Raw genomic sequence first — 23,537 nt, 5'->3', positions numbered from 1 at the left:
TTTTCTTTTTCGGCCGACTTTGTCTGTATTTATCCGTATCATATCAAGCAGGCATCCAGATTTGCCTGAATGCAGGTTCATGAATGCTCTCTCTTCACGGTTTGCATACAAGTATACTGATCGAATGTTTATTCCATAACAAGACTTTGTAAAATCCTGATAAAATTTTTTTTGAAATTAGGGGTTGCATTTTTGAATAATAGTGGTATAGTATTCATATACTTGATATGTAGTTTTGAATACTACATGTTATTTTATCAATTTCTACATTGCTATATCGTGAAACGTCACTATGATCCATCATTGATGAACTGATCATGAAGTTGTCCATATGATATAAACAGCAGTTTTTTTGCAGGAGGTGTTTTTATATGAAATTTAAATTAAAAGATCCGGGAAGTGCCATAACCCACGGAATCGGCATGCTTCTTGCCGTGGCCGGAGCCACTCCGCTGATCGTGAAGGCGGCCAGAAGCGCAGACGTTCTCCATGTTTTTGCAGTAAGTGTTTTTATCCTTACCATGATCCTTCTTTACCTGGCAAGCACACTTTACCATTCCGTAAACTCTACAGCCAAGGTGAACCGCCGTCTGAAAAAAATGGATCACATGATGATCTTTGTGATGATTGCCGGCAGCTACACTCCTGTATGCCTGATCGTTCTCCACGGACGCATCGGCTATATCCTCTGTGCCCTCGTATGGACTGTTGCCATCATCGGAATGATCCTCAAGGGCTGCTGGATCAACTGCCCGAAATGGCTTTCCTCTGTGATCTACATTGGAATGGGCTGGCTGTGTGTACTTGCTTTTGTTCCGATTTTCCACAATCTGCCCCGCGCAGGCTTCGGATGGCTCCTTGCCGGCGGTATCATCTATACCATCGGCGGTGTGATCTATGCTCTGAAGCTTCCGATCTTCAATGCGAAGCATAAGAATTTCGGTTCCCACGAAGTATTTCATGTTTTTGTGATGCTGGGAAGTGTGTGCCATTTTGTTGTAATGTATTTCTTCGTAGCCGGTATGGCAATCCACTGAGTTACTCTGTAGTCAGATGGATAAAAGCCTCCTCGAATATCTGCAAAACTTAAAGCCCCGGAACACGGACAGACCTCAGGAAGTCGAAGTTATAACTTCTCTGAAGCAGCCTCGTGTTCCGGGGCTTCTTATTATGCCTGATCCAACCTGTGATCCCGATGATCTCAGCCTATGGTCAGTGTGGAAAGACCACTGCAGGTGACATGCTCCCACCACTTAAATCTTACGATTTTGAAGTGGGGGCTTCCTGTTCGATTACCCTTTAGGGCAAAGCTAAAACAGGCTATCCCCGCGTGTCCCGCGGTTTTGTTTTTTATGTTTATCCGGTTACGGATTTTTTTCTTGTGCCGTCAGGCACATTCTTTATAGATTCTTTTTCCTTCTTCACGGATGTTGACTGCTGCATTCACATCCCGGTCCATCCTATTTCCACATTCACAAACATACATTCTATCCGACAATGCCAGTTCCTTTTTCTTATGTCCGCATACACTGCAGATCTTGCTGGATGCAAAATAACGGTCTACTTTTATAAGATGTTTTCCACATTCTTCCAGCTTGTATCCCAGCATGAACAGAAACTGCCCGTACCCGTTATCCTGCACACCTTTCCCAAGGTGCAGCCCTCCGGACATTCCCTTCAGATTCAGATCTTCCACACATACTGCATCATATCTTTCCGCAAGCTCCCTACTGAGCTTATGCTGGAAATCTTTTCTCTGATTCTTTATCTTTTCATGACATAAAGCTACCCTTTTTTTCTGTTTCTGATAGTTCCGGCTTTCTTTTTCACAGTGAGAGAGCTTTCTCTGTTCTCTTGCAAGTTTTTTCTCTGCTTTTCTGTAAAACATAGGGTACCCGGCTCTTTCTCCTGTAGAAAATACACACATTCCCTGCATGGCAAAATCGATCCCAAGAAATCTCTCTGCCGGTCTTTTTTCCACTGTTTGGTTCTCACAGCAGAACAAAAGGCTGGCAAAATATTTCCCGGATGGCTCACGGCTCACAGTTACAGACTTCAGTTTCCAGTCTGATGGAATCTGACGGTGAAGTTTTATCCTTATGACGGACATCTTTGGAAGCTTCAGATGGGTATCCTGCAAAAGGATATTTCCGTTTAGTGCATTGGTCGTATATGAATTTCTTGCATGCTTCTTTGATTTATAACGTGGAAATCCGCAGGCTGGTTCCCGAAAAAACTTCCGGAACGCACTTTCCAGATGCAGCTGCGCATTCGCCAGGGCAAGGGAATCCACCTCCTTCAGCCATGGATATTCCTTTTTATATCCGGCCGGTGTGTTCCGGAGCATCTTTTTTTCTTTCTGGTAATAGCTGATCTTATCTGCAAGCATCTGGTTATAGATAAAGCGGCTGCAGCCGATTGTTTGCTCTATCTGAACTCTCTGCTCTTTATTTGGATAGATCCTTATTTTTACGGCGCGGTTCATTCTTCTCACCCTGGCTTTCTATATACTGCCGTATCGTTTCAATCGTTGCTCCGCCTGCACTGAGCAGACCGAAGATCTGACCCCAGAATGCATCTTTCATGGTCTAACTCCATTATATTTATCATCCTTTTTCTTATATCGACGGATATGTATTTATGAACTAATTGTTCTTTTCAGTATACTACATCAGGGAAGAGAGAACAAGTGTTTCTTTTATACTATAGAGATTTTTTTGAGCAGATATGCTCAGATGTGCAATTCATCTCACCACCTGAAGAGGTGGGAGAATTCTTGCTACATTTGTTAAAATGGCTGATCGTATTGTACTGGTTTCTCAATCTTCTCTGCTGTCTGATCATAGCCAGGGCTTTTCACAACATTTCTCTCAGAGAAAAAAGACACGAACTGTTGGTTCAGCAGATGAGTTTTCTTCAGAAACAGCTGGAATATACAACCGAAATGGAACAAGAATATCAATCTGTGCGAAAATGGAAGCACGATATGGAAAACCATCTCTTTTCACTGAATTATCTGATCCGCACCCAAAAATATCATGAGGCAGATGTATATCTGGAAACAATTCTTTCAGAACTTCCGCCGGAAAAGAGGACTTTATGAAACGAGGCTTTATTATTCTTTTTATAGAACTTTTCTGTGTTCAGGCATCTCTTTTCCTGGAAGCTTTGCTACAGGAATATGCTGTGTTCTGCCAGATAATGCTTCTCTTTTTTCTGGTCCTCACTTACCGCAGGATCTACCGTCTTGCCAGACGATCGCTCAAAAACGCTCAGGAAGAAGAAAAGTTTCAGGCTCTTCAGAAGCAGGAACAGTTACAGAAAGAACAGGAGCAGCTGTTTGTTTCCAGAAAACAGGAGACTCTTGCATTTCAGCAGGCTACCGTTCGGAAACTTGAGGCACTTCAGAATTACCTGAAAATAAACGAATACGATAAAATCCAGGACTACATTTCCACCATCACTGATGATTTTCAGAGGGAACGTTTCCACCCCATCTGTCAGGACAGCCTAATCAACGCCCTCCTTGCGGACAAAAGATTTCTTGCCATGCAGAAAAATATCAAAGTTACCTACGAGGTTCTTCTTCCGGAGAAATCCAATATTCCCTCTTCGGAACTGAGCAGTATATTTTTCAACCTGCTGGATAATGGAATAGAAAGCTGCAACGCTTCCGGTTCTGAAGCACCGTTTATCTCTGTAACATCAAAAATGTCCGCCGGTTTTCTTACTGTCCACATGCAAAACAGCAAAGATCCGGCACAACCATTCAACCACAAAACATCAAAAAAAGATATCCCCAACCATGGATTCGGTCTGTCCATAATTGAAGATATCTGTGCAAAAAATGATGGTAGCTGTCAGTGGATCGACAATGGAGATACCTTTGATTCAGTTGTTATGCTGAGATACCAATAAGATTCAGCAGAACATACATATCCTTATCTTTCAGTTCCGCTGCATAATGCTCCACACATTTGAAGCCTTTTGAAATATCAAAATGTTTATCAAAATTCAAAACCTCATCAACTCCAGCTTCTTCTCCCTGGTCAGCTGCTTAATCCGGTACTCCCGGCTCATGGCCTCCTCCTTTGTGGCAAAGCCTTCGTAATACACCAGCTTCACCGGCCTTTTGGCCCGGGTATATTTGGCGCCTGCTTTGCCTTCATTATGGGCTTTCATCCGCCTGGCAAGGCAGTTTGTCCAGCCGGTGTAGAACGTGCCGTCCGCACACTGTACGATGTATGTATAGTTCATAGCAGTCTCCTCTTCTGTAAAAAATTTATGCAATACAATGCCAAATGCCAGTACATCTTCAGTAACATCAACCCTGATATTTGCCTTCCTGTAAAACAAATATCTGAACACTTTTCTGGACAGTGTGATCTGTCTTCCGTGATATTTCCTCTCCTGTAAAACAAACATCCAGTCGACCGCATTCTTTCTATGTAAAGACAGCCACCAACATTTCTCCAGCAGCCATCCTTCTATACTCAAGCAGCCGGCACAATTCATGTATTTCACTTACATCAAAAAAATAAAAGCAGGTCGGGATTCCGGCTGCGGATTTTCCCACCTGCTTTATTATACGGTCATTTCTTATTTCTGTGAATATGGAATTCACTGCATAGCTGCTCTATAGGTATTCGTATTCTGATCTTGCTGTATTTCCCGATCAATCAATAAGCCCAGCCTACTCCATCACATAATTCTTCAGCACATAAATCTTCCCATCACACTCCACAGCCTCCACCTTCACAGCCTGTTCCTGCGTTTCCGGATAATATCTGGAAGAGAAAACAACCTCTCCGCCATTCACATAGATTTCCACAGCTGTAGTATCCGCAAGAACTCTGATGCTTTCGATCACACCGGACGGAACATGCGCCTTACGTACCTTTCGTCCGGCACCGGCCTTCTCGGAGAGAGTTAAGATCATATCTCCGTCCTGATATTCCAGGAAGAGATTTTCCTCAAGGCTCACTTTACCCTGCTCACCTTTTACCTGAACATCCAGATCAAACGGTCCATTCACCGGAATCTCCGCACTGGAACCGCTGACAGAAACGCCAGCCTTTCTCAGCCCGTTCAGTTCTTCCACCGGATACTGATAAAGCATTCCGTTTTTATACGTAACTTCCCTTGGAACAGTCAGGCAATGCTGCCAGCCTTCGCTCTCTGCTGTAGGATTCACATACTCCTCATCTGCATCCGGCATTCCCATCCAGCCGATCAGGATCCGTCTGCCCTTTACATCCTGGAATGTCTGGGGTGCATAGAAATCAAAGCCGTGGTCCCATTCCCGGAAAGCTTTTTCCTCCGGCTTTCCATCCTTCAGGATAAAGTATCCGGACTGATAGATGTTCTGAAAACGGAACTCTTCTCTGGTCAGTCCCTGGGGAGATACAGAAAGCACCTCCTGTCCCTCAAGAGTGAAAAAATCCGGGCACTCCCACATGTATCCGAATGCCTTCTCCGTAGTAAGCTCACCGTCAAATTTCCAGTTCTTCAGATCTTCGGATCTGTAAAAAAGTACGGCACCCTGGTCGCTTTTCTGACGGCCGCCAAGGATCATCCGGTACTCTTTCCCCTCCTTCCAGACCTTCGGGTCACGGATGTGGCAGGTGTAATTCTCCGGATAATCCTCACAGGAAACCGCAACCTCCTTTGTTCCGAAATGAAGGCCATCCGTACTCTCCACATGAAGAGTGCTGGACTGCCTTCCGTTATTGATATAATCATAATCTCCATCCATCTTGATGTTTCCTGTGTAGAAAAGATGAAGCTTATCTTTCTCCGCAATGGCAGAGCCTGAGTAAACACCATGACAGTCATAAATGCTGTCCGGCAGAAGCGGAACCCCTTCATATCTCCAGCTGATCATATCTTCACTGGAGTAATGTCCCCAGAATTTCAGTCCACCGTTAGCCTCAAACGGAGAATACTGGAAAAACACGTGATATCTTCCCTTGTACCAGCATAATCCGTTCGGGTCATTGAGCCATCCCACAGGCGGCATCAGATGATGGGTCAGACGGTTTGTCTGCATCGTCCTGGCAACTGCTGCCGTTTCCTCGATTTTTCGCACTTCCTCTGCAAGGACCTTGGTCAGAGAACTCATTTTATTTTACCTCCAGTACTTCAGAACCATTATTTACTGTTCCTTCTGCAAGCATTTTTACTTCTTCATAATCATCGGTATTGGTTACGATCAGCGGTGTGGTCACATCATAGCCGGCTGCCTTAATAGCATCCATATCAAAAGTGATCAGTGTCTGGCCTTTTTTGACCACGTCACCGTCCTTTACATGAGCGGTGTAGAATTTACCGCCAAGTTCAACGGTGTCAACGCCGATATGGATCAGCAGCTCCAGACCACTTTCTGTTGCAAGCCCGATGGCATGCTTTGTGTCAAAAATTGTAGAAACCGTAGCGTCACAGGGTGCTTTTACTTCACCTTTGGACGGAATCACTGCCATGCCCCTTCCAAGGACTTCAGATGCAAAGGTTGCATCCTTTACTTCTGAAAGCGGGATCGCAGTTCCCTCAAGCGGGCTGTAGAGGGTCTGTGCACCTATCTCTGAAGTTTTCTCCTGGGCAATTTCTGCCGGAGCATCTGATTTTTTCTCTGCTTCAATATTTTTTTCAGCTGTTTCCTGTACCTCATCCTTATATCCGAACATCCAAGTAAGCACAAAAGCCACACCAAATGCGATGGCAAACATCAGGATATAACCAACTGGATTATTCAGGCACAACAGGATTCCGAAGATACCGGTAACACCTGTTCCTGTGGCACCAAGACTGCTAATGGAGGCAAAAAGTGCTCCGCATGCACCACCCAGGCAGCCCATGATAAACGGCTTTCCGAAGCGGAGGTTTACACCGAAGATTGCCGGCTCTGTGATTCCCATGCATGCGCTTAAGGCAGAAGGAACAGCCATGGATTTGATCTTCTGATTTCTGGATTTCAGGCCTACAGCAAGAGCTGCACCACCCTGTGCAATGTTAGCTGCAGATGCAAGTGGCAGCCAGTAGGTAACGCCGAATTTGGCCAGCTGTCCAAGGTCAATGATAGTGTACATGTGATGAACACCGGCAACAACAGTCGGTGCATAAAAGGCACCCATGATAAAGCTTCCGATTCCAAATGGCAGTGCGATCAGCCACTGGATCCCATCCAGAAGTCCGTTCTCAACAGCTACGAAGATTGGTCCGATAATGGAAAGTGTAAGATAACCGGTTACAAAAACACTGACAAGTGGTGTTACAAAAAGATCGAACATTGCAGGTACGATCTTATGAAGTCTTTTCTCGATCTGTGCCAGTACCCATACTGCAATGATAACCGGGATCACATGTCCCTGATATCCCACCATGTCAATGGAGTAAAGTCCAAACCATACCTTCTGCGTTGCCTGCACACCCTCTGTTGCAACAGTCCAGGCATTCTGCAGATTTGGATGGATCATGATCATACCGATAACCGCACCCAGATAAGGGTTGGCACCGAATACCTTCGCACCACTGTAAGCGATAAGGATCGGCAGAAATGTATACGCTGTGTTACTGAAAAGCTGTGCAAATACATAAATGGAACCATTGGTGTTAATATTCAGGAAGCCGTTGTTTACCATGAAGTTCAGGGCTTCCATGATTCCCATCAAAAATCCGCTGGCTACGATAGCTGGGATGATCGGGACAAAAATATCTCCCAGTGTCTTGATCAGTCTCTGTATTGGATTGGCCTTGGATGCTGCCACCTTCTTAAGCTCATCCTTACTACTCTCTGATATTCCGGCGATCTGGATAAATTCATCATAAACCTTGTTTACAACTCCTGTTCCCAGGATGATCTGCATCTGTCCCTGTGCGAAAAACACGCCCTTCACACCGTCGATGTTCTCTACATATTCCTTATCCGCCTTGTCATTATCCGCAATGACCAGACGAAGCCTTGTTGCACAGTGCGCCGCGGAAATGATGTTTTCTTTCTTTCCTACATGATCATAGATTTCCTGTGCTGTCTTTCTGTAATCCATGTCCTTCCTCCTTTTCTGCTACTGTTCCCGGACAGTCATCTCTTTCTGCTTTCCCTTTCTTCGGATCAGATCTGTCTGTTCTTTCTTCAGCTTTCCGGGATTTATTATCTCTGATCCATTGTTTTTCATTTATTTATGAGATTGATTTCACACATCCATTCATACAAGGAACGGTAATCTTTCCATTTTTTTAAGTTTTTTGATGATTTTAGCACTTTTCAATGGTTTGTTTTATGTCGTTGCTTGTGTTCTTATGTGGAATCGTTCTCATATCTTACTTGTATTATAACTACTGCATTATTATTTGTAAATCCGCAACATCGCACAAATTTCTTCGGTCAAAATTGTACATATTCCATAAGAACAGATGCAAAACAGACAAACCAGTCAAGGTATCGCAGAAAAAATCTGGCATTTTTCTGTGTTTGCTCAGCCATAACACAGCACCACACAAAAAAGAAGCAGGTCTTTTTCTCCCAAAAGATCTGCTCCTGTTCCACAATAACTTATAATTTCTTCCTCTGTCTGCGAGGATATTCTCTGTTACCTGTGAGATTCCCGTTCCACAAGCTCACATCCCATTTTTATTTCCTTGCTGATCCCGGTATCGTTCTCAATAAGATCAGCCAGCATGGCTGCTGCCTCCATTCCGCTGGTCTTATAATAAAAATGTACCGTTGTCAGCTTCGGTTCCACGATCTTACCCGGAACTCCATCCCCAATCCCTGCGATCTGAACATCCTCGGGAATGCGAAGCCCGATCTCCTTCAAATAAGTCATGGCTCCCACCGCCATAGTATCCGTAGCACACACAAGAGAATCTATGGAAGGCTCCTCCTCAAAAAGCTCCTTCGCCATCTCATACCCGGAATCCATGGTAAAGCTTCCGATCTTCATCCTCTCCGGCACGACCTCCAGCTTAGCTTTATGGATAGCATCCATAAAACCCTTTTTCCTGCAGGCACCAACTGCCTCGTCCTTATCTGTAACGCCGATATAGGCAAACTTTTTCCCCTTCTCCGCCAGCTTCTCCGTGACCTGAAAAGCTGCTTTATGATCATCCTGATAAATACATGGATATCCGTCCAGATGCTGTCCCAGGATCACGATCGGTACCTTATAATCCTTCAGCATCTGTTTATGCTTTCTGGTAAACATGGTAGCAATAAAAACCACTCCGTCCACCTGACGTTCTTTAAACAGAGAAAGGTATTTCAGCTCTTCTTCCACATCATTATTGGTATTGGCCAGAATAAGCTGATATCCTCTCCGTGTAAGAATATCACTGATCCCTGTCACCTCACGGCTTATGGTATCTGAATTGATCTTTGGAAGGATGACACCGATGAGACTGGTTTTTTTGGTCCGCAGTGTCTGTGCCTGGGAGGATGGCTGATATCCTGTCTCCTGGATCACCCTGCGGATGACTTCCTTTTTTTCACTGCTGACATATCCATTATTCAGATATCTGGATACCGTAGCTCTGGAAACTCCGGCAAGCCTGGCTATTTCATTAATGTTCATAACTTATGTACCTCTTCTTTTGTCCTGTTATATCTGTCCTTGTATGCATATTTATAATATAGATTATACACGGTTTCTTTCCGGTAAAAAAGATTCTTTTCCTATGTAAATGGAAATTTTTATTACTGCTCACTCCGTTCTCACTAATACGCTTCACAACGCAGAGGATACGGGATGCATATATCTCCCATCCCGTATCCTCCATACTCTGTTTCTAAAAATCTCCCCGGCATATCTGTTTTTCGGTTTTCCCTGTCATTCCAGATATTCAAACGGATCTACCGGCACGCCATCCTTTTTCATTGCAAAATAAAGATTCGGGCCTTCTACAGAATAATATTTGGTAGGTGCGCTGATATTTCCGATCACTTCGCCCTCCTTTACTGTGTCACCTTCTGCCACAGTAAGGTCCTTCAGCTGCCCATATACTGCCTGATAACCATTTCCCAGCTCCATAGTCACAGTCGTTCCCGTACAGGCATCCTGTACAACAGAAAGCACCTGACCATCTGCCGCCGCATACACCGGCGCATCCTCCACTGCCTGCAAAGCAATGGCAGAGCTCACACGATACTGATCCAAAGTCGGATAATATACGGTTTCATCCATATTGTAATCCACAAGAACCGTTCCTCTGACCGGCCATTCCATAATAGAATCCTCCGTAAAATCCAAAGCCTGTGCCGCAATTCCGACAGCTGAGGTCTCTGCGGTATCTGTGGAAGCTCCAGCTCCGTTATTCACCGCTCCCTCTGCCGATGTATTTCCGGCATTATCTGCTGTATTTCCAGTGCCATCTGTGCGGCTTCTGTCTGCACCTGCCGCCGCAGACACGCTCCTATCATCCGTACCACTTCCATTATCTGCATCTGCCGCTGCATTTTCGGCTGTACCACTTCCTGCAGTCTCACGGATGCTTCCTGTCACTCCATCTGCTCCGGCTTCTGAAGCTCCTGACAGACCTGCTTCATCTCCGGTTTCTCCATCAGAGATCTCATCCTGTGCTACATCCTGCCAGCCATCTCCGGCAGCTGCCGCATCCTCTGCGTTTTCCCCGTCCGAAAGCTCCTCTTCCAGCCCGGTCTCTTCTACCTGTACAGAATTTTCCTCCTGGGGATTTTCTGCGATGGGCTTTGTTCCAAGCTGATAAACAGTAATCCCAAGTGCCGCCACTGCTGCCAGAACACCTCCGTTGATAATACCTCTCACAATTTTACTTTTCATATTCTTTCCACCTCTGTCTGATATGTTCATTTTCAGTAACAGAAAAAGCAGTAAAGCTGCCGTTTCGGTCACCATTTCTATATCTATAGAGTGTCCAGAATATGGCTGTCTATTCATTTTTTGAATATTTTTTTATCAGACGTTGCTTCGGATGCCTGACTTTCTTTAATCCTCAGCTTTCAGCTCCATCTCCGGAAAATATTTTTCCAGGATTTCCTCCGCACTGCTTCCGTTTTTTGCCATCTCATTTCCACCAAACTGGGAAAATCCCACACCATGACCGCTGCCACGCACTCGCAGATAATAAATATCATCCTTTTTCTTCAAACTGAAATTCGCGGATTCCAGTCCCATTCCCGCTGCAAAGCTTTCTCCCTCCAGGAGTGTTTCCCCAATCGTAAGCTCTGTCACATAACCGGCACTGTCCCGTTTTTTGATCTTCAGCTCCCCGGAAAGCTGCCCCGCAGGAATTTCCACGATTTTTATACGATCCGGAGATTTTTTGTCCGCACTGCTATCTGCCGATTTCAGATATGTATACGCCTCATCATGAAAAGCTTCTTCCCCGCTGCGGGTTTTCCCTGCGCTTCTCTTATGCCAGGGAGTCAGCCTCACTTTTCCTTCATATGTAAGTACCTGTCCATCCGTCTCTTTTACTGCCTGCTCATAGATCTGCCTTTTTTCTGCAAAAAAATATCTCCAGACTTCCTCTGTACTTCCGTTTTCCCTCAGGATCTCTGCCAGATTTTTCCCCTCGCCCAGCCACCTTTGAATATTCGACCGTGCGATCACAGTCTGCGCTTTTATGGTTTCTTTTTTCATATCCGGGGAAATCTGCGAAAAAACAATGACCGGGAGATATTCTTCCATATCCGGCACCCTCTCTGCCAGAACCCTCTCCGGTCCATTAATGGTTGCCGCCGAAAAATAAGGAAGAACAATTGCTAAAAACACCAGACAATATCGAAGAAGCGCATATTTTTTCATAAAAAGCACCATAAGCGTTCTTTTTCCTAATATATGTTCTTTTGCCAAAAATTATTATTTGCTGTATACTATAGCAGTTCTATGAATCAATGCATCAAAAAAAGTTATTCCGAACATGCTGCAGTAATTTATGGAAATGCTATGTATCAATCCAAAAAGTATCTGCAGCGATCAGTCCTGCTCACCGCTTATTGCTTGCCACGAATGGAGGTATCACACACCATGCTTGCCATCTTTCTCGCACCATTATATATTCTCATTAATATTTATATCGTCCGTTGGATGATTTTGTGGATGGGTGCCTGCACTCATTTTTTCCAGACCTTTGCGTTCCGGGCATGCTTTGCAGGTGTTTATATTTTTCTGTCCACTTCTCTTCTGACCTGTTTTCTCATCCGGAAGCCCCCTGCGCTCCATCGCTTCCTGAAAAATACGGCAAATTATTTTCAGGGAACATTTCTTTACATCCTGATCGTAATCGTAACTACAGATCTCTGCAGACTGATCCTGAAGCATACGCTTCATCCGGCCTGGATGTATTCCAGGAAAGCCTTCGTAGTCACAGGCGCTGTCTGCACCCTTCTGATCATTGGTGTCAGTCTCTATGGGATTTTTAATCAGTGGAATATTAAGACAAAAACTTATGATGTGAAAATAGACAAGCAGGTGAAGGGAATGGACTCCCTGAAGATTGTCCTGCTCGCAGACATTCATTTCGGTTACAGTATCGGAGAAAAACATGCCGGGCTTCTTGTAAAAAAGATCAACGCCGAAGATCCGGATCTGATCTGTATTGCCGGCGATATTTTTGATAACGAATATGAAGGGATCAAAAACCCGAAAAAAACAGCGGCCATTCTCCGTTCGCTGAAATCCAGATACGGCGTTTATGCCTGTTGGGGCAACCATGATCTCAGCGAACCGATTCTGGCCGGTTTTACCTTCCGCAATGCAAAAAAAGATTATGATGATCCCAGAATGCGGAATTTTCTGGAATCTGCCAACATCCGGCTTCTCGATGACGAAACCGTCCTCATAGATAAACGATTTTATCTGACAGGCCGTAAGGATCCTTCACGCTGCCGAAAAATGTCCGACACCCGTAAGGATCCTGACCAGCTTACAGCCTACCTTGACAAAACACTCCCGATTATTTTTATGGATCATCAGCCCGGTCAGCTGGATGAAGTGGCAGCCGCAGGCGCAGACCTTGATCTCTGCGGCCATACTCATGACGGCCAGCTGTTCCCTCTGAACATCATCACCGGCCTGATCTGGGAAAATTCCTGCGGCTACCTGAAAAAGGGGACTATGCACAACATCGTTACCTCCGGTGCCGGCATATGGGGCCCGAATATGCGTACTGCCACAAACAGCGAGATCTGTTCGATCACAGTACATTTTTATCCTGCCAGACCTAACTCCTCTGATTCCTCATAAATATCTTCCACCGGCAGCTCCTCCGCACTCTCACTATCCTCTTCTGTTATTTCTGTTCCGTCATTTTCTTCTTCCGTTTCAGAGTCCTTCGGAAACTCAATTACTTCAGCCGTATCACCACTTTCTGATATCTCCGGCTCTTCACTGGAATCATCAAATATCTCTTCCTCAGTATTATCGTCCGTCTTTCCTTCTTCAGAACTCATATTGAGTTCCTCGCTGCTCTCTTCTTCAGCTTTCTTTTCACTGTTTCGGATGATCTCAAGGGCTTCTGTTTCTGAAATAATGCCTGAACTATCTTCCATTGCATTTGCTTCCGGCACTTCATAATCATATACAAAGGTATTGACTGGCATAAGCTTGTTTGACTGCACATCATAGTCAAATACATGCCACAGGTATCCTTCCCTGTTAACCGGTACATTTGCCTGGTAGATCTGTTTTCCACCCCGGTAAACGGTTACTTTGGCTGACGAAGCAGATAATTCTGTACTCGCATCATCTTCACCGTTTGTATAATCGTATACATAAAAGCTATATTTTCTTCCGGTGAAGCCTTTGTATATGGTTGTTGTTTCCGGTCCATAGCTGCTTGTATCATCCAGATCCAGATTTGCTATTACATCTCCATCCTCTGAATATGCATTTTTATCCCTATAGTATACATGGAAGTAGTCATCTCCGTTTTCATCAGCAGGTCCCAGCAGATGAGAATCCAGGTCTCGCGGAGTTTCTCCCCATGTAAGCACGATCTGAAGAAGTCCCTCATCTCCTGCACTGATATTGGTCGGTGACATTGTTACATCACGTTCACTGCATGCATTTGCCTGAACTACAACATTGATATGGGCAGAAACAAAATCTTCATTGCTTGCATTCAGCGTATAGTTTCCGGCTGGCACGGTCAACGTATAGGTTCCATCTGCTGATACGCCTTCTTTCACAGTCTCTCCGATCACATTATCCCAGCCCTTACGTAATTCATAAGTTACATTTTCTATATTTCCACCGGTCATGGAATGAATAAATCTTCCACTCAGCTCACCATCTCCGGCTTCTGCTCTGGATACCATCAGGAAAGATTCTGCGTATGTGATCTGGTTCGCTGATACTCCCATGGAACTGCTTTCATATTTCTGGTAACCGGTTGCTGTGACAACAATTTTGTAGATTCCTTCATCAAGATCATTAAATGAATAAGTTCCATCTTCTTTCGTGAAAGTTTTTTCAACCTTGACTGTTCCGGAATATGCTTCCACGCTGGCATTTTTTACAGGAGCTTTACTGTTTGAATCCAAAACGCTTCCCTCAATGCTTCCGGCTCCGACTGTACATTTATCTACCAGTGTTCCATTTTCAAAATGAACCTTCAATTTTAGTGGATTATCGTCATCATCAGACAGAAAATCCTTGGACAACGTATAATGCCATACCGTTTTCAGGAACTTTCCGACCACCGTATCCGGATTCAACTCACCCGCTGCGTAAATATAGGTTCTTACATCAGAACAAAGCACATTTCCGGCATCACGAACTGTATAGGATACGCTTGCCTTTGCCGTAGGTCCTACCTTAATATCAATTCCTGCCAGATCCCATGTCTCCAATGCAGTCAGATTTAATCCAAACTGAAGACCGCATTTCGCAGATCCTTCTATTGTGACCGGTGTCAAAGTCTGACTGAAATCATGGATAAATCTTCCATTTCCATCTTTGAATTCATATCCGCCGGTTGCTTCAACGGAATATTTCACAACAAACTGCCCGGACACATCATAAAACAGAGAAACCACCAGATCTGCAGAAAGACCAGTTGTACCAAGCTTTATAGGAACTCGTCCCAGTTCAAGTACATCGCTGACTGTTTCCATAGTTCCACTTGCATGTTTGATCTGCTGCTCTGAATTCACGCCACTTATATAAAGTCCGCCTTCGAAATCAGCTTTTCCTGTAACTGACGCAATAAAATGCCTTACCTCTATCTTTCCCCAGCTAAATCCGGCATCCAGCTTACAGCTTACATCCGGAATCGTAACAGCAACAGAACCGGACAGCTTCACCTTATCATTAAATTTATGATTAAGATCAAATTTCAATTTACCTGGAACCGGAATACTTCCGCCGAGAGTAAGTCCTCCTGCCGGCACCTCACTTGAATTTTCCGGAATATACTCATATTGAACGCCCTCTGCAGTTACCTGCATATTTTCCGGATCTGCAATTCCTGCACCTTCAAAATCAATTGATTTGTAAACCTCTGAAATATCATCCGGTTTGCCGGCCTTAATGATCAGACGGCCCTGTCCGTCCTTTGTGATATTCTGGACTTTTAATGCAATATCTGTATCTGTTCCCATTTCCTTTGCAGAAAACAGTACAACCTTTCCGGTTTCCAGATTTTTATAAGCATTTCCATCTTTTACTGTGATCGTATAAGTTCCGTCACTGTTCTGGACAACATTGTATATATTTTTGGAAGTATCTTTGACTTCAACTACATTTGTTGCATAGGTAACCTTGCTGTCATAATTCTCATCGATTACTGAGTCCTCAGTGATCTGGTCGATAGCTTTTAAGATCTGAGCTGCATCATTTCCGTTAATTGCCTTCTCCGGTTCAAAGGTATCTCCATTCAGAGACAGCATATTCTTTTTCAGTGCAATAGCTACAACATTTTTATACCTGATCTGAGCCGCATCTGCACATGTCGGTTCTTCATCCGTAGTTTCATATCCCATAAGCATTACTGCTGTATATGCGGCAAACTCTCTTGTTGCATATTCGTCAGGATAAAAATATGGAACATCCTGCTCATCGGTTTCATCGGGAATGATTCCCATAGTTTTTGCAATTTCTGCTGCGATTCCATTTTCATTTTCTCTGGTATCAGCATAATAATAATTTTTGCTGTCAAACTGCTCTTCATACTTGCAGCCAACTTTACCCAGAAGAAGTTTTACCCATTCACCTCTGGTGTATTCATGTCCGGAATCCTGCACGTATTTTTTCGTAACAAAAATCCTTGCAAAGATTTTTATTCCTTTTACTTTGGCAACGATCGATGTATTTCCCTCTCCGACTGCCTGGACAACACCTGTTTTTGTTACTGTTGCAATTTTCTGATCAGCAGATGACCAGCTTACTTTAACACCCTTTTCCTTAAAACCAAGCTGGATACTTTCCCCTTCTTCCAGAGTAGCTTTTTGATTTTTCAGTGTTGGTTTCACAACTGTTATCTTACATCGATATGTTCTCTTCTTGGAATCTTTAAAGGTTACTGTACATGTTCCTGTTCCTGTTACAGAAACCGTACCATCTTTTTTTACCTTGGCAACCTTTGTATTTGAACTTGAGGCAGTTTTGATCACATCACCCTTTATCGAAAGTTTCCTGGATGTATTCGCTGTTCCCCATACAAATTTTAAGCTCTTTGCAGACAGATAAGGATTTTTTACAGTAACCTTACAGGTATACACTTTTTTTCCTATTTTAGCTTTAACCACGGTTGTTCCGGTTTTTACTGCTGTTATTTTTCCCTTAGAGCTGACTTTAACAATTTTTTTATTGGCAGAACTCCATACCGTCTTTCCCGAAACACCGTTTACTTTTAACTGCAGACTTTTTCCCTTTACATACAATACGGCTTTTTTCACTGACATTCCCGGGCTTTTTACTGTAACCTTACAGGTTAATGTCTTTTTGGCAATTCTGGCCTTTACTGTTGCGGTTCCGGTCTTCACAGCCGTTATCTTTCCCTTTGACGAAACCTTTACAACTTTATTATTGGAAGAAGACCATTTCACGGCTTTCTTCCAGTTTACAACCTTTAACTGTGATGTTTTTCCCACGTACAAAACCTTTTTTGTACTGTTCAGTCTGGGATTTACAGCTGCATTTGCTGGCATACTGATTCCTAAGATCAACATCAGGATCAGCATCAGCGGCAGCAATTTTTTTGACGCACTTTTTCTCTTCATAAGCACTTTTCCCTTCTGCTGTACTATGCTATAATGTTCATCAATTATAAATTTTCGAGATCATTCGAAATCATTTATAATTAATCCCCCGTAAATTATCAGACTATCAACCAAGAAAGGAGAAAAATCATGAATGTCACCGTAAATCCAAAAGCCCGACAAATTTTACCGGTTATTCTGGGCTGCTGCGTAATTGGAACTGTTTTTTTTCTGGCAATAACTATCTGTTCCGCCATAAAATATCATGATTACGTACCTGTAGATGCTGTTATATCATCTGTCAGCCGCTCAAATAATCCTAACAAGCCTCATAGTTCCAATTATCATAACTATGTAAAGTACTCTTACACCTACAAGGAACAAGACTACACAGCTGACCGAATCGAGTTTTTACGCCTCGGCAAAGCCCCCGGAAAGCATGTTCAGATTAAATGTGATCCGCAGAATCCAAACCAGATCCAGAATATCTATTCTATGACCATCTGTATTGTCTTCCTGGTAATCCTGATCATAACAGATTTCCTGCTCATTCTTATGATAAAGTCTTAATACTGTACAGCTATGCTCTAATTATATAACATTTTTATCTCTTGAACTTTGTCAAATTTGTCGCAAAGTGAACATTTTTTGTCGAAAATGTCCATAATATTTTTTTATCGCATTGACATACTCCTACCATTGAAATCCTACTCGATGGCTCTGCTGATTCGTTCGTCAGTAAGTAATTTTCTATGATATAAAAAAGACGGTTACGCTGAATCACAACGTAACCGTCTTCCTTTATACTATACTCGCACAGATATAAAACAAAATTCCCACCTACTGCCTTGAGCAATAAATGGGAATTTATCTGATCCACTTAAAAAGTGAGGCATCGGGGATTCGAACCCGATCACTCACCTGAAAAGCCTTAAAAGAAAGGAGTTTTCCGTGTCGCTTATATAAGTGTAACAAAAAGTGTAACACATAAAATCAGCACGAAAAAATACAATCCTATTTGCAAGAAATATTTTACAGGAAATTTCATAATATTACAAGCACAATGAAAAAATTTTTTATTAAATCCAGAAACACTCTGTTGTTTATATTTATGTTTGATTTTGGTTGACTACAAAAAACACAATGTCCCCCGGCAGTCAAGCCCGAAGCCGCCCAGCGGTGCGAAGCAGGTTTGACGGCTGGGGGATGTTGTGTATAATACTCAGGCCAAAATATAACATAAAAACTTCCCGACACCTTTAAACGATGCCGGGAATGAATTAATGGGTTATTCTGTTGCTTGCTTCGAAGGATCAGAAGAAGTATCGCCAAAATCAACATCCGTACTACCACCTTCTACTTCAGAAATTTCTAAATCACTCTGAACTGATTCAGGCTGATCAGATGAAAATTCCTCGGTTGAATCCGACATACTGTCAGAAAAGTCAACTACCGGACTATCACTGAAATCGTTAGGTACTAAAGACTGAGTAGCAGTAGAAGTTCCCTTAGGATGGTAGAACCATGAAGCATATTTATTTAATCTTTCCTTTGTATTAACAAAATCATCAGAACGTGCTATTATAGTATCGTCAATAAAATCATCTGTACAAGAATTTGCTTTTTCAACAGTACCTCTTGATAAAGTTACTTTTACAGATGTATAATCATATACCCTATCAGTCACTGGGTAATTGTACCCTCCTATAAAATAAGCACAAGCAATAGTATTCAATTTTTTATCAAGAATATTAGCATTATGAAGAGAAGAATTCTTCCAAGCATCCACAACATGCTTAGCATCATAACAAGGTCCAGTGCTTCCCCAACCAATCTGACAACTACCATGAGATGCAAGAGTCTCTACAACATGAGTACAATCAGACCTACAAGCCTGTAAAATAGAACAACCAGCATTAACATCAGCCTGTTTTAAACATAACCGTTCTTCATACTGTAAAGCGTTTAAGCCTTTCGATACACGGTACTCGTTGATAAGACGAATTACCTCATCAGCAAGGTCAGAACGGTCTACAATAGCCTTAGCAACGTCCTCCTCCGGTACAGTATCCCAATCGGCATCTAACCCTACAATCTCAATATAGCAAGATTTAGAATAACTACCCATGGAGAACATAACCTTAACTTTCTTTCCAACATTTCCACTATCAGCCCTAGCCACGTCCATCCATAAAACAGAATCATTATCAGCAGGTGGGTATACCTCTACGAGAGAAAGATCAGCAGACTCTACATAGCAATATCCACCTTTCTTAGCAAGTGACTTATCGGATGTGAATTTGAATGAAGAAGCACTGCACATATCCTTACTTACATAAGTATATGGTAACTTGTAATCCCTACTACACATAGCATCAATCTCAGCCTTCTGAGCATCACTAGGTTCTACAACTGGAATCGGTGTAGGTGTTGCAGTCGGAGTAGCTGTTGGTTTCGGCGTTGCAGTCGGCATTGGTGTAGCTGTCGGCTTCGGAGCAGTCGTTGGCTTTGGCGTTGCAGTCGGCATTGGTGTAGCTGTCGGCTTCGGAGCAGTCGTTGGCTTTGGCGTTGCGGTCGGTTTTGCTGTCGGCTTCGGAGTAGCCGTTGGTTTCACAACCGGAGTACTTGCCTGTTTTATGACTTTTACAACAACCGTTTTGGTTGTTTTTTTGTATACACTGGATTCTTTGGCTGTAATATAGATCTTAGCCGTTCCCACTTTCTTTCCTAAAATGTAGCCTTTTGAATTGACACTTACAACATTGCTGTTGGAAGATTTGTAAGTCAACCCTGTCTTTGCCTTTGCTCCAAGAGAACGTCCCTTTTTGTAATAAACAGACACATTCGAAGCTGTGATTTTTTGATTTTGTTTTACTACTTTTACGGTAATAACTTTTTTGACAGATTTGCGTTTTGCTTTTGAAGCGGTCACAGTGATTTTTGCTGTCCCGGCTTTTCTGCCTTTGATGTTACCTTTACTGTCTACGGTAACGATTTTTTTATTGGATGTCTTGTAAGACAGTTTTGCCCCCTTTGTAGCTTTAACATTCAGCTTTGCAGATGCACCAACATAAATATTTTTATTGGACACATTCAATGTCAGTGTGTTCGTTGCCGCTTCTACAGTGGAAACCATGCTCACAGGCTCAACAATTCCAGCCTGACTGGGAGCAACAATTCCCACGGCTAATATAAAAGCCAAAATCTTTTTCACTCTTTTCTTCATAAAAGAAATCCCTCCTTTTCCCTTCTATTTTACTTTCTTCATAGCTTGTGTCAATCCATAAGCAAAAAAAATCGTTATGAATAACAGCAAGAAATAGCCATTTATGGCTAATATGATTATAAGCCGTTAACGGGTATCATGCAAGTAGGAGGAACAATCTTGTATGATAACTTACGACCCTTTCTGGAACACATTAAAATCAAAAGGCATCAGCCAGTATCAGCTGATACATAAATACGGCATCTCTGCTGGCCAACTGTCCCGGATGCGAAGCAATTCCAATATTTCCACACATACAATCAACGCACTTTGTGAAATACTCGACTGTGAAGTGCAGGACATCATTTTATATAAGAAGAAAGTATAATGCCCCTCTACCAGATTAACAATCTAGTAAAGGGGTACTTTTTATTTAACATTTTCCCACATATCAGATATATTTTCTTTTGCTTCTACATACTCATCATACAATGCTTTAATCGCATTATAATATTCTTTGACCTCTTTATAATTGTGAACGATTCCGTTCTGAATATAGGAACGGCTTTTATCTCTTTTCTTCGAAAATGTATAGGAATATGGACTGCCATCATATAAAGCTCTTGTAATAGGTGCTACATTAAAAAGAGTCTGCACGTCTCCGACAGCATCATCATTCAGCCAGCCATTCAACGAACACGCCAAAACGGATTGTGGTGACAGGCAGGTGATATTGACCCAAAAGGCTAAGGAGATCATCGAAACAGCCCGGTCAAGGCAGAAAGAAACCGGGGCAGACAGTACCGGATATATTTTCTCAATGGATGGGAAACCACTTCCCCAGTATGCCGTTGCATACCGTTTCCGCAAGTATCGTAAGGAATATGGCACAACAGTAAAAAGTTCTCATAAGGTAAGAAAAACTTACATATCAACCCTGTTGGATGCTCATGTTAATATCAATACAGTAAGGGAGCTGGTCGGACACTCAGATGAGCGGACACCCCTGAAAAACTACTGTTTTGACCGGAATACTGAGGCGGAAAAACGGAAAAAGGTAGAAAAAGCACTCGCCTAAGGGAGTGTAACACAAGTGTAACAGTAAATCGCCAAAAAAATTCACTTTTGAACACACTTATAAAAAAAATAAAAAAGCACAGAAACCCGCATAAAACAAGGCTTTTCCGGGCACGAAAAAAGCACTGTCGAACTGACAGTGCTCTTAAAAAGTAGTGAGGCATCGGGGATTCGAACCCCGGACAACTTGATTAAAAGTCAAGTGCTCTACCGACTGAGCTAATACCCCATATTAAATTATGTTTATTGTATCCATATGTTTTACATTAAAACATGCCCAGAGCCGGAATCGAACCAGCGACACGAGGATTTTCAGTCCTCTGCTCTACCAACTGAGCTATCTGGGCATAAGTAGCGGGGACAGGATTTGAACCTATGACCTTCGGGTTATGAGCCCGACGAGCTTCCAGACTGCTCCACCCCGCGTTATTAAATGTTAAAAGCCGATGATCGGACTCGAACCGATAACCTGCTGATTACAAATCAGCTGCTCTGCCAATTGAGCCACATCGGCATTTAAGTGGATGGAGAAGGATTCGAACCTTCGAAGGCGGTGCCAACAGATTTACAGTCTGCCCCCTTTGGCCACTCGGGAATCCATCCATAATCTATGGGACCTATAGGGCTCGAACCTATGACCCTCTGCTTGTAAGGCAGATGCTCTCCCAGCTGAGCTAAGATCCCATATTTAATTCATTACAGCTAAGCTGTAACGACCCAGAAGAGACTCGAACTCTCGACCTCCGCCGTGACAGGGCGGCGCTCTAACCAACTGAGCCACTGGGCCATTTTAAGGTTTGTACCTTAAAAACTACATACATGCTTGTTGATCGTTAATCAAACTCTTGAATCAATTCTTAACCTGCGTTTCTTGGTCAAGCCCTCACCCGATTAGTAACAGTCAGCTCCATGTGTTACCACACTTCCACCTCTGCCCTATCTACCTCGTCGTCTTCAAGGGGGTTTACTTCATAAGAATGGGATATCTCATCTTGAGGGGGGCTTCACGCTTAGATGCCTTCAGCGTTTATCCCTTCCGGACTTGGCTACCCGGCCATGGCTTTGGCAAGCCAACCGGTCCACCAGCGGTCCGTCCATCCCGGTCCTCTCGTACTAAGGACAGCTCCTCTCAGATATCCTACGCCCACGCCGGATAGGGACCGAACTGTCTCACGACGTTCTGAACCCAGCTCGCGTACCGCTTTAATGGGCGAACAGCCCAACCCTTGGGACCTACTACAGCCCCAGGATGCGATGAGCCGACATCGAGGTGCCAAACCACTCCGTCGATGTGAACTCTTGGGAGTGATAAGCCTGTTATCCCCAGGGTAGCTTTTATCCGTTGAGCGATGGCATTCCCACTTAATACCACCGGATCACTAAGCCCTACTTTCGTACCTGCTCCACCCGTCGGTGTCGCAGTCAAGCTCCCTTCTGCCTTTGCACTCTTCGAATGGTTTCCGTCCATTCTGAGGGAACCTTTGGGCGCCTCCGATACCCTTTCGGAGGCGACCGCCCCAGTCAAACTCCCCGCCTGGCATTGTCCCACCGCCGGATTACGGCGGCTGGTTAGAAGCCCAATATCACAAGGGTGGTATCCCAACAGCGGCTCCGCGGCAACTGACGTTACCGTTTCTCAGCCTCCCACCTATCCTGTACATGCAACACCGGACCCCAGTGCCAAACTGGAGTAAAGCTCCATGGGGTCTTTCCGTCCTGGCGCGGGTAGCCAGCATCTTCACTGGCACTTCAATTTCACCGGATGTATTGCCGAGACAGCGCTCAAATCATTACGCCTTTCGTGCGGGTCGGAACTTACCCGACAAGGAATTTCGCTACCTTAGGACCGTTATAGTTACGGCCGCCGTTTACTGGGGCTTAAATTCAAAGCTTCGACTTACGTCTAACCTCTCCTCTTAACCTTCCAGCACCGGGCAGGCGTCAGCCCATATACCTCACCTTTCGGTTTCGCATAGACCTGTGTTTTTGCTAAACAGTTGCTTGAGCCTATTCTCTGCGGCCTGCTCTCGCAGGCACCCCTTCTCCCTAAGTTACGGGGCCATTTTGCCGAGTTCCTTGGCA

The 23,537-nt window shown here is 43.7% G+C and carries 17 protein-coding genes, 7 tRNA genes and 1 rRNA gene (1 of these 25 only partly in view); 6 read left to right on the top strand and 19 right to left on the bottom strand.

The annotated features are described in order from the left end of the window. The first annotated feature begins 371 nt into the window (after positions 1-371). Positions 372-1,037 (top strand): PAQR family membrane homeostasis protein TrhA, encoded by a 666-nt coding sequence (gene trhA / locus NQ489_RS00515; RefSeq protein ID WP_021652575.1) that lies wholly within the window; start codon positions 372-374, stop codon positions 1,035-1,037. Positions 1,038-1,387: 350 nt separating this feature from the next. Here the strand turns inward: trhA and NQ489_RS00510 are convergent, their stop codons facing one another. Then, the gene (locus NQ489_RS00510) at positions 1,388-2,485 is read right to left on the bottom strand and encodes an RNA-guided endonuclease TnpB family protein (RefSeq protein WP_161206354.1); all 1,098 of its coding nucleotides are present in this window, start codon (positions 2,483-2,485) and stop codon (positions 1,388-1,390) included. Continuing rightward, on the bottom strand, positions 2,448-2,585 hold the full coding sequence (locus tag NQ489_RS00505) for a hypothetical protein (protein WP_199579967.1): 138 nt from the start codon (positions 2,583-2,585) through the stop codon (positions 2,448-2,450). Before NQ489_RS00505 ends, NQ489_RS00510 begins: the two co-directional genes overlap by 38 nt. 191 nt (positions 2,586-2,776) lie before the next feature. On the opposite strand from NQ489_RS00505, the gene NQ489_RS00500 reads away from it, so the two are divergent. Further along, positions 2,777-3,103 (top strand): hypothetical protein, encoded by a 327-nt coding sequence (locus NQ489_RS00500; protein WP_156906943.1) that lies wholly within the window; start codon positions 2,777-2,779, stop codon positions 3,101-3,103. Next, positions 3,100-3,918, top strand: a complete 819-nt coding sequence (locus NQ489_RS00495; RefSeq protein WP_021652893.1) for an ATP-binding protein — start codon at positions 3,100-3,102, stop codon at positions 3,916-3,918. The genes NQ489_RS00500 and NQ489_RS00495 overlap by 4 nt, the downstream gene beginning before the upstream one ends. A 96-nt stretch (positions 3,919-4,014) precedes the next feature. Here NQ489_RS00495 and NQ489_RS00490 read toward each other — a convergent pair whose 3' ends face one another. The 6 genes from NQ489_RS00490 to NQ489_RS00465 form a co-directional block, all read right to left on the bottom strand. Continuing rightward, positions 4,015-4,257 (bottom strand): GIY-YIG nuclease family protein, encoded by a 243-nt coding sequence (locus NQ489_RS00490; RefSeq protein ID WP_044962352.1) that lies wholly within the window; start codon positions 4,255-4,257, stop codon positions 4,015-4,017. A gap of 436 nt (positions 4,258-4,693) precedes the next feature. After that, positions 4,694-6,121, bottom strand: a complete 1,428-nt coding sequence (locus NQ489_RS00485; RefSeq protein WP_021652890.1) for a glycoside hydrolase family 32 protein — start codon at positions 6,119-6,121, stop codon at positions 4,694-4,696. Position 6,122: 1 nt separating this feature from the next. Next, positions 6,123-8,042 carry a PTS beta-glucoside transporter subunit IIBCA gene (locus tag NQ489_RS00480; protein ID WP_021652889.1) on the bottom strand — a complete coding sequence of 640 codons (1,920 nt, stop codon included), beginning with the start codon at positions 8,040-8,042 and terminating at the stop codon, positions 6,123-6,125. Positions 8,043-8,585: 543 nt separating this feature from the next. Then, entirely contained in the window at positions 8,586-9,566 is a 981-nt protein-coding gene (locus NQ489_RS00475; protein ID WP_021652887.1) for a LacI family DNA-binding transcriptional regulator, read from the bottom strand. 255 nt (positions 9,567-9,821) lie between these two features. Then, positions 9,822-10,790: a M23 family metallopeptidase gene (locus NQ489_RS00470; RefSeq protein WP_084449199.1), complete on the bottom strand. Its 969-nt coding sequence runs from the start codon at positions 10,788-10,790 to the stop codon at positions 9,822-9,824. Positions 10,791-10,955: 165 nt separating this feature from the next. Further along, a complete protein-coding gene (locus NQ489_RS00465) occupies positions 10,956-11,825 on the bottom strand; it encodes a SpoIID/LytB domain-containing protein (protein ID WP_156906942.1) in 870 nt (289 codons plus the stop codon). A gap of 246 nt (positions 11,826-12,071) precedes the next feature. Between NQ489_RS00465 and NQ489_RS00460 the strand changes: the two genes are divergently transcribed. Beyond that, positions 12,072-13,217 (top strand): metallophosphoesterase, encoded by a 1,146-nt coding sequence (locus tag NQ489_RS00460; protein WP_326928999.1) that lies wholly within the window; start codon positions 12,072-12,074, stop codon positions 13,215-13,217. Here the strand turns inward: NQ489_RS00460 and NQ489_RS00455 are convergent. After that, a complete protein-coding gene (locus NQ489_RS00455; RefSeq protein WP_021652881.1) occupies positions 13,181-17,194 on the bottom strand; it encodes a carboxypeptidase regulatory-like domain-containing protein in 4,014 nt (1,337 codons plus the stop codon). The genes NQ489_RS00460 and NQ489_RS00455 overlap by 37 nt on opposite strands. Positions 17,195-18,461: 1,267 nt before the next feature. Then, positions 18,462-20,399 carry an Ig-like domain-containing protein gene (locus NQ489_RS00450; RefSeq protein WP_227945566.1) on the bottom strand — a complete coding sequence of 646 codons (1,938 nt, stop codon included), beginning with the start codon at positions 20,397-20,399 and terminating at the stop codon, positions 18,462-18,464. Between the two features lie 163 nt (positions 20,400-20,562). Here NQ489_RS00450 and NQ489_RS17775 point away from each other — a divergent pair, with 163 nt between their 5' ends. Further along, positions 20,563-20,766, top strand: coding sequence for a helix-turn-helix domain-containing protein (locus NQ489_RS17775; protein ID WP_021652491.1), 204 nt, complete (start codon positions 20,563-20,565; stop codon positions 20,764-20,766). A gap of 41 nt (positions 20,767-20,807) precedes the next feature. Here NQ489_RS17775 and NQ489_RS00440 read toward each other — a convergent pair whose 3' ends face one another. Beyond that, positions 20,808-21,071: a hypothetical protein gene (locus NQ489_RS00440; protein WP_021652490.1), complete on the bottom strand. Its 264-nt coding sequence runs from the start codon at positions 21,069-21,071 to the stop codon at positions 20,808-20,810. Between the two features lie 34 nt (positions 21,072-21,105). Between NQ489_RS00440 and NQ489_RS00435 the strand changes: the two genes are divergently transcribed. Next, the gene (locus NQ489_RS00435) at positions 21,106-21,456 is read left to right on the top strand and encodes a tyrosine-type recombinase/integrase (protein WP_021652489.1); all 351 of its coding nucleotides are present in this window, start codon (positions 21,106-21,108) and stop codon (positions 21,454-21,456) included. Positions 21,457-21,611: 155 nt separating this feature from the next. On the opposite strand, the gene NQ489_RS00430 is transcribed toward NQ489_RS00435, so the two are convergent. From NQ489_RS00430 to NQ489_RS00395, 8 genes are all read right to left on the bottom strand, one after another. Beyond that, positions 21,612-21,684, bottom strand: a tRNA-Lys gene (locus NQ489_RS00430). Between the two features lie 45 nt (positions 21,685-21,729). Beyond that, a tRNA-Phe gene (locus NQ489_RS00425) sits at positions 21,730-21,802 on the bottom strand. Between the two features lie 5 nt (positions 21,803-21,807). Further along, a tRNA-Met gene (locus NQ489_RS00420) sits at positions 21,808-21,881 on the bottom strand. A 15-nt stretch (positions 21,882-21,896) separates the two neighbouring features. Further along, a tRNA-Thr gene (locus NQ489_RS00415) sits at positions 21,897-21,969 on the bottom strand. A gap of 7 nt (positions 21,970-21,976) precedes the next feature. Further along, positions 21,977-22,058, bottom strand: a tRNA-Tyr gene (locus NQ489_RS00410). Between the two features lie 8 nt (positions 22,059-22,066). Continuing rightward, positions 22,067-22,139, bottom strand: a tRNA-Val gene (locus tag NQ489_RS00405). A 29-nt stretch (positions 22,140-22,168) separates the two neighbouring features. After that, a tRNA-Asp gene (locus NQ489_RS00400) sits at positions 22,169-22,242 on the bottom strand. Positions 22,243-22,326: 84 nt separating this feature from the next. Continuing rightward, positions 22,327-23,537 (bottom strand): 23S ribosomal RNA (locus NQ489_RS00395) (it continues 1,676 nt past the right edge of the window).

Origin of the sequence: Blautia sp. KLE_1732_HM_1032, from assembly GCF_025147905.1 — a bacterium.
Lineage (GTDB): Bacteria > Bacillota > Clostridia > Lachnospirales > Lachnospiraceae > Blautia_A > Blautia_A fusiformis.
Note: the sequence above shows the minus strand (reverse complement) of the source record. Positions and strands in the feature narration are given on the sequence as shown.

Coding starts and splice junctions, on each gene's coding strand:
- NQ489_RS00495 (WP_021652893.1), top strand. CDS start 3,100: ATGAAACGAGGCTTTATTATTCTTTTTATAGAACTTTTCTGTGTTCAG.
- NQ489_RS00470 (WP_084449199.1), bottom strand. CDS start 10,790: ATGAAAAGTAAAATTGTGAGAGGTATTATCAACGGAGGTGTTCTGGCA.
- NQ489_RS00475 (WP_021652887.1), bottom strand. CDS start 9,566: ATGAACATTAATGAAATAGCCAGGCTTGCCGGAGTTTCCAGAGCTACG.
- NQ489_RS00460 (WP_326928999.1), top strand. CDS start 12,072: ATGGGTGCCTGCACTCATTTTTTCCAGACCTTTGCGTTCCGGGCATGC.
- NQ489_RS00490 (WP_044962352.1), bottom strand. CDS start 4,257: ATGAACTATACATACATCGTACAGTGTGCGGACGGCACGTTCTACACC.
- trhA (WP_021652575.1), top strand. CDS start 372: ATGAAATTTAAATTAAAAGATCCGGGAAGTGCCATAACCCACGGAATC.
- NQ489_RS00480 (WP_021652889.1), bottom strand. CDS start 8,042: ATGGATTACAGAAAGACAGCACAGGAAATCTATGATCATGTAGGAAAG.
- NQ489_RS00450 (WP_227945566.1), bottom strand. CDS start 20,399: ATGAAGAAAAGAGTGAAAAAGATTTTGGCTTTTATATTAGCCGTGGGA.
- NQ489_RS17775 (WP_021652491.1), top strand. CDS start 20,563: ATGATAACTTACGACCCTTTCTGGAACACATTAAAATCAAAAGGCATC.
- NQ489_RS00455 (WP_021652881.1), bottom strand. CDS start 17,194: ATGAAGAGAAAAAGTGCGTCAAAAAAATTGCTGCCGCTGATGCTGATC.
- NQ489_RS00510 (WP_161206354.1), bottom strand. CDS start 2,485: ATGAACCGCGCCGTAAAAATAAGGATCTATCCAAATAAAGAGCAGAGA.
- NQ489_RS00505 (WP_199579967.1), bottom strand. CDS start 2,585: ATGAAAGATGCATTCTGGGGTCAGATCTTCGGTCTGCTCAGTGCAGGC.
- NQ489_RS00485 (WP_021652890.1), bottom strand. CDS start 6,121: ATGAGTTCTCTGACCAAGGTCCTTGCAGAGGAAGTGCGAAAAATCGAG.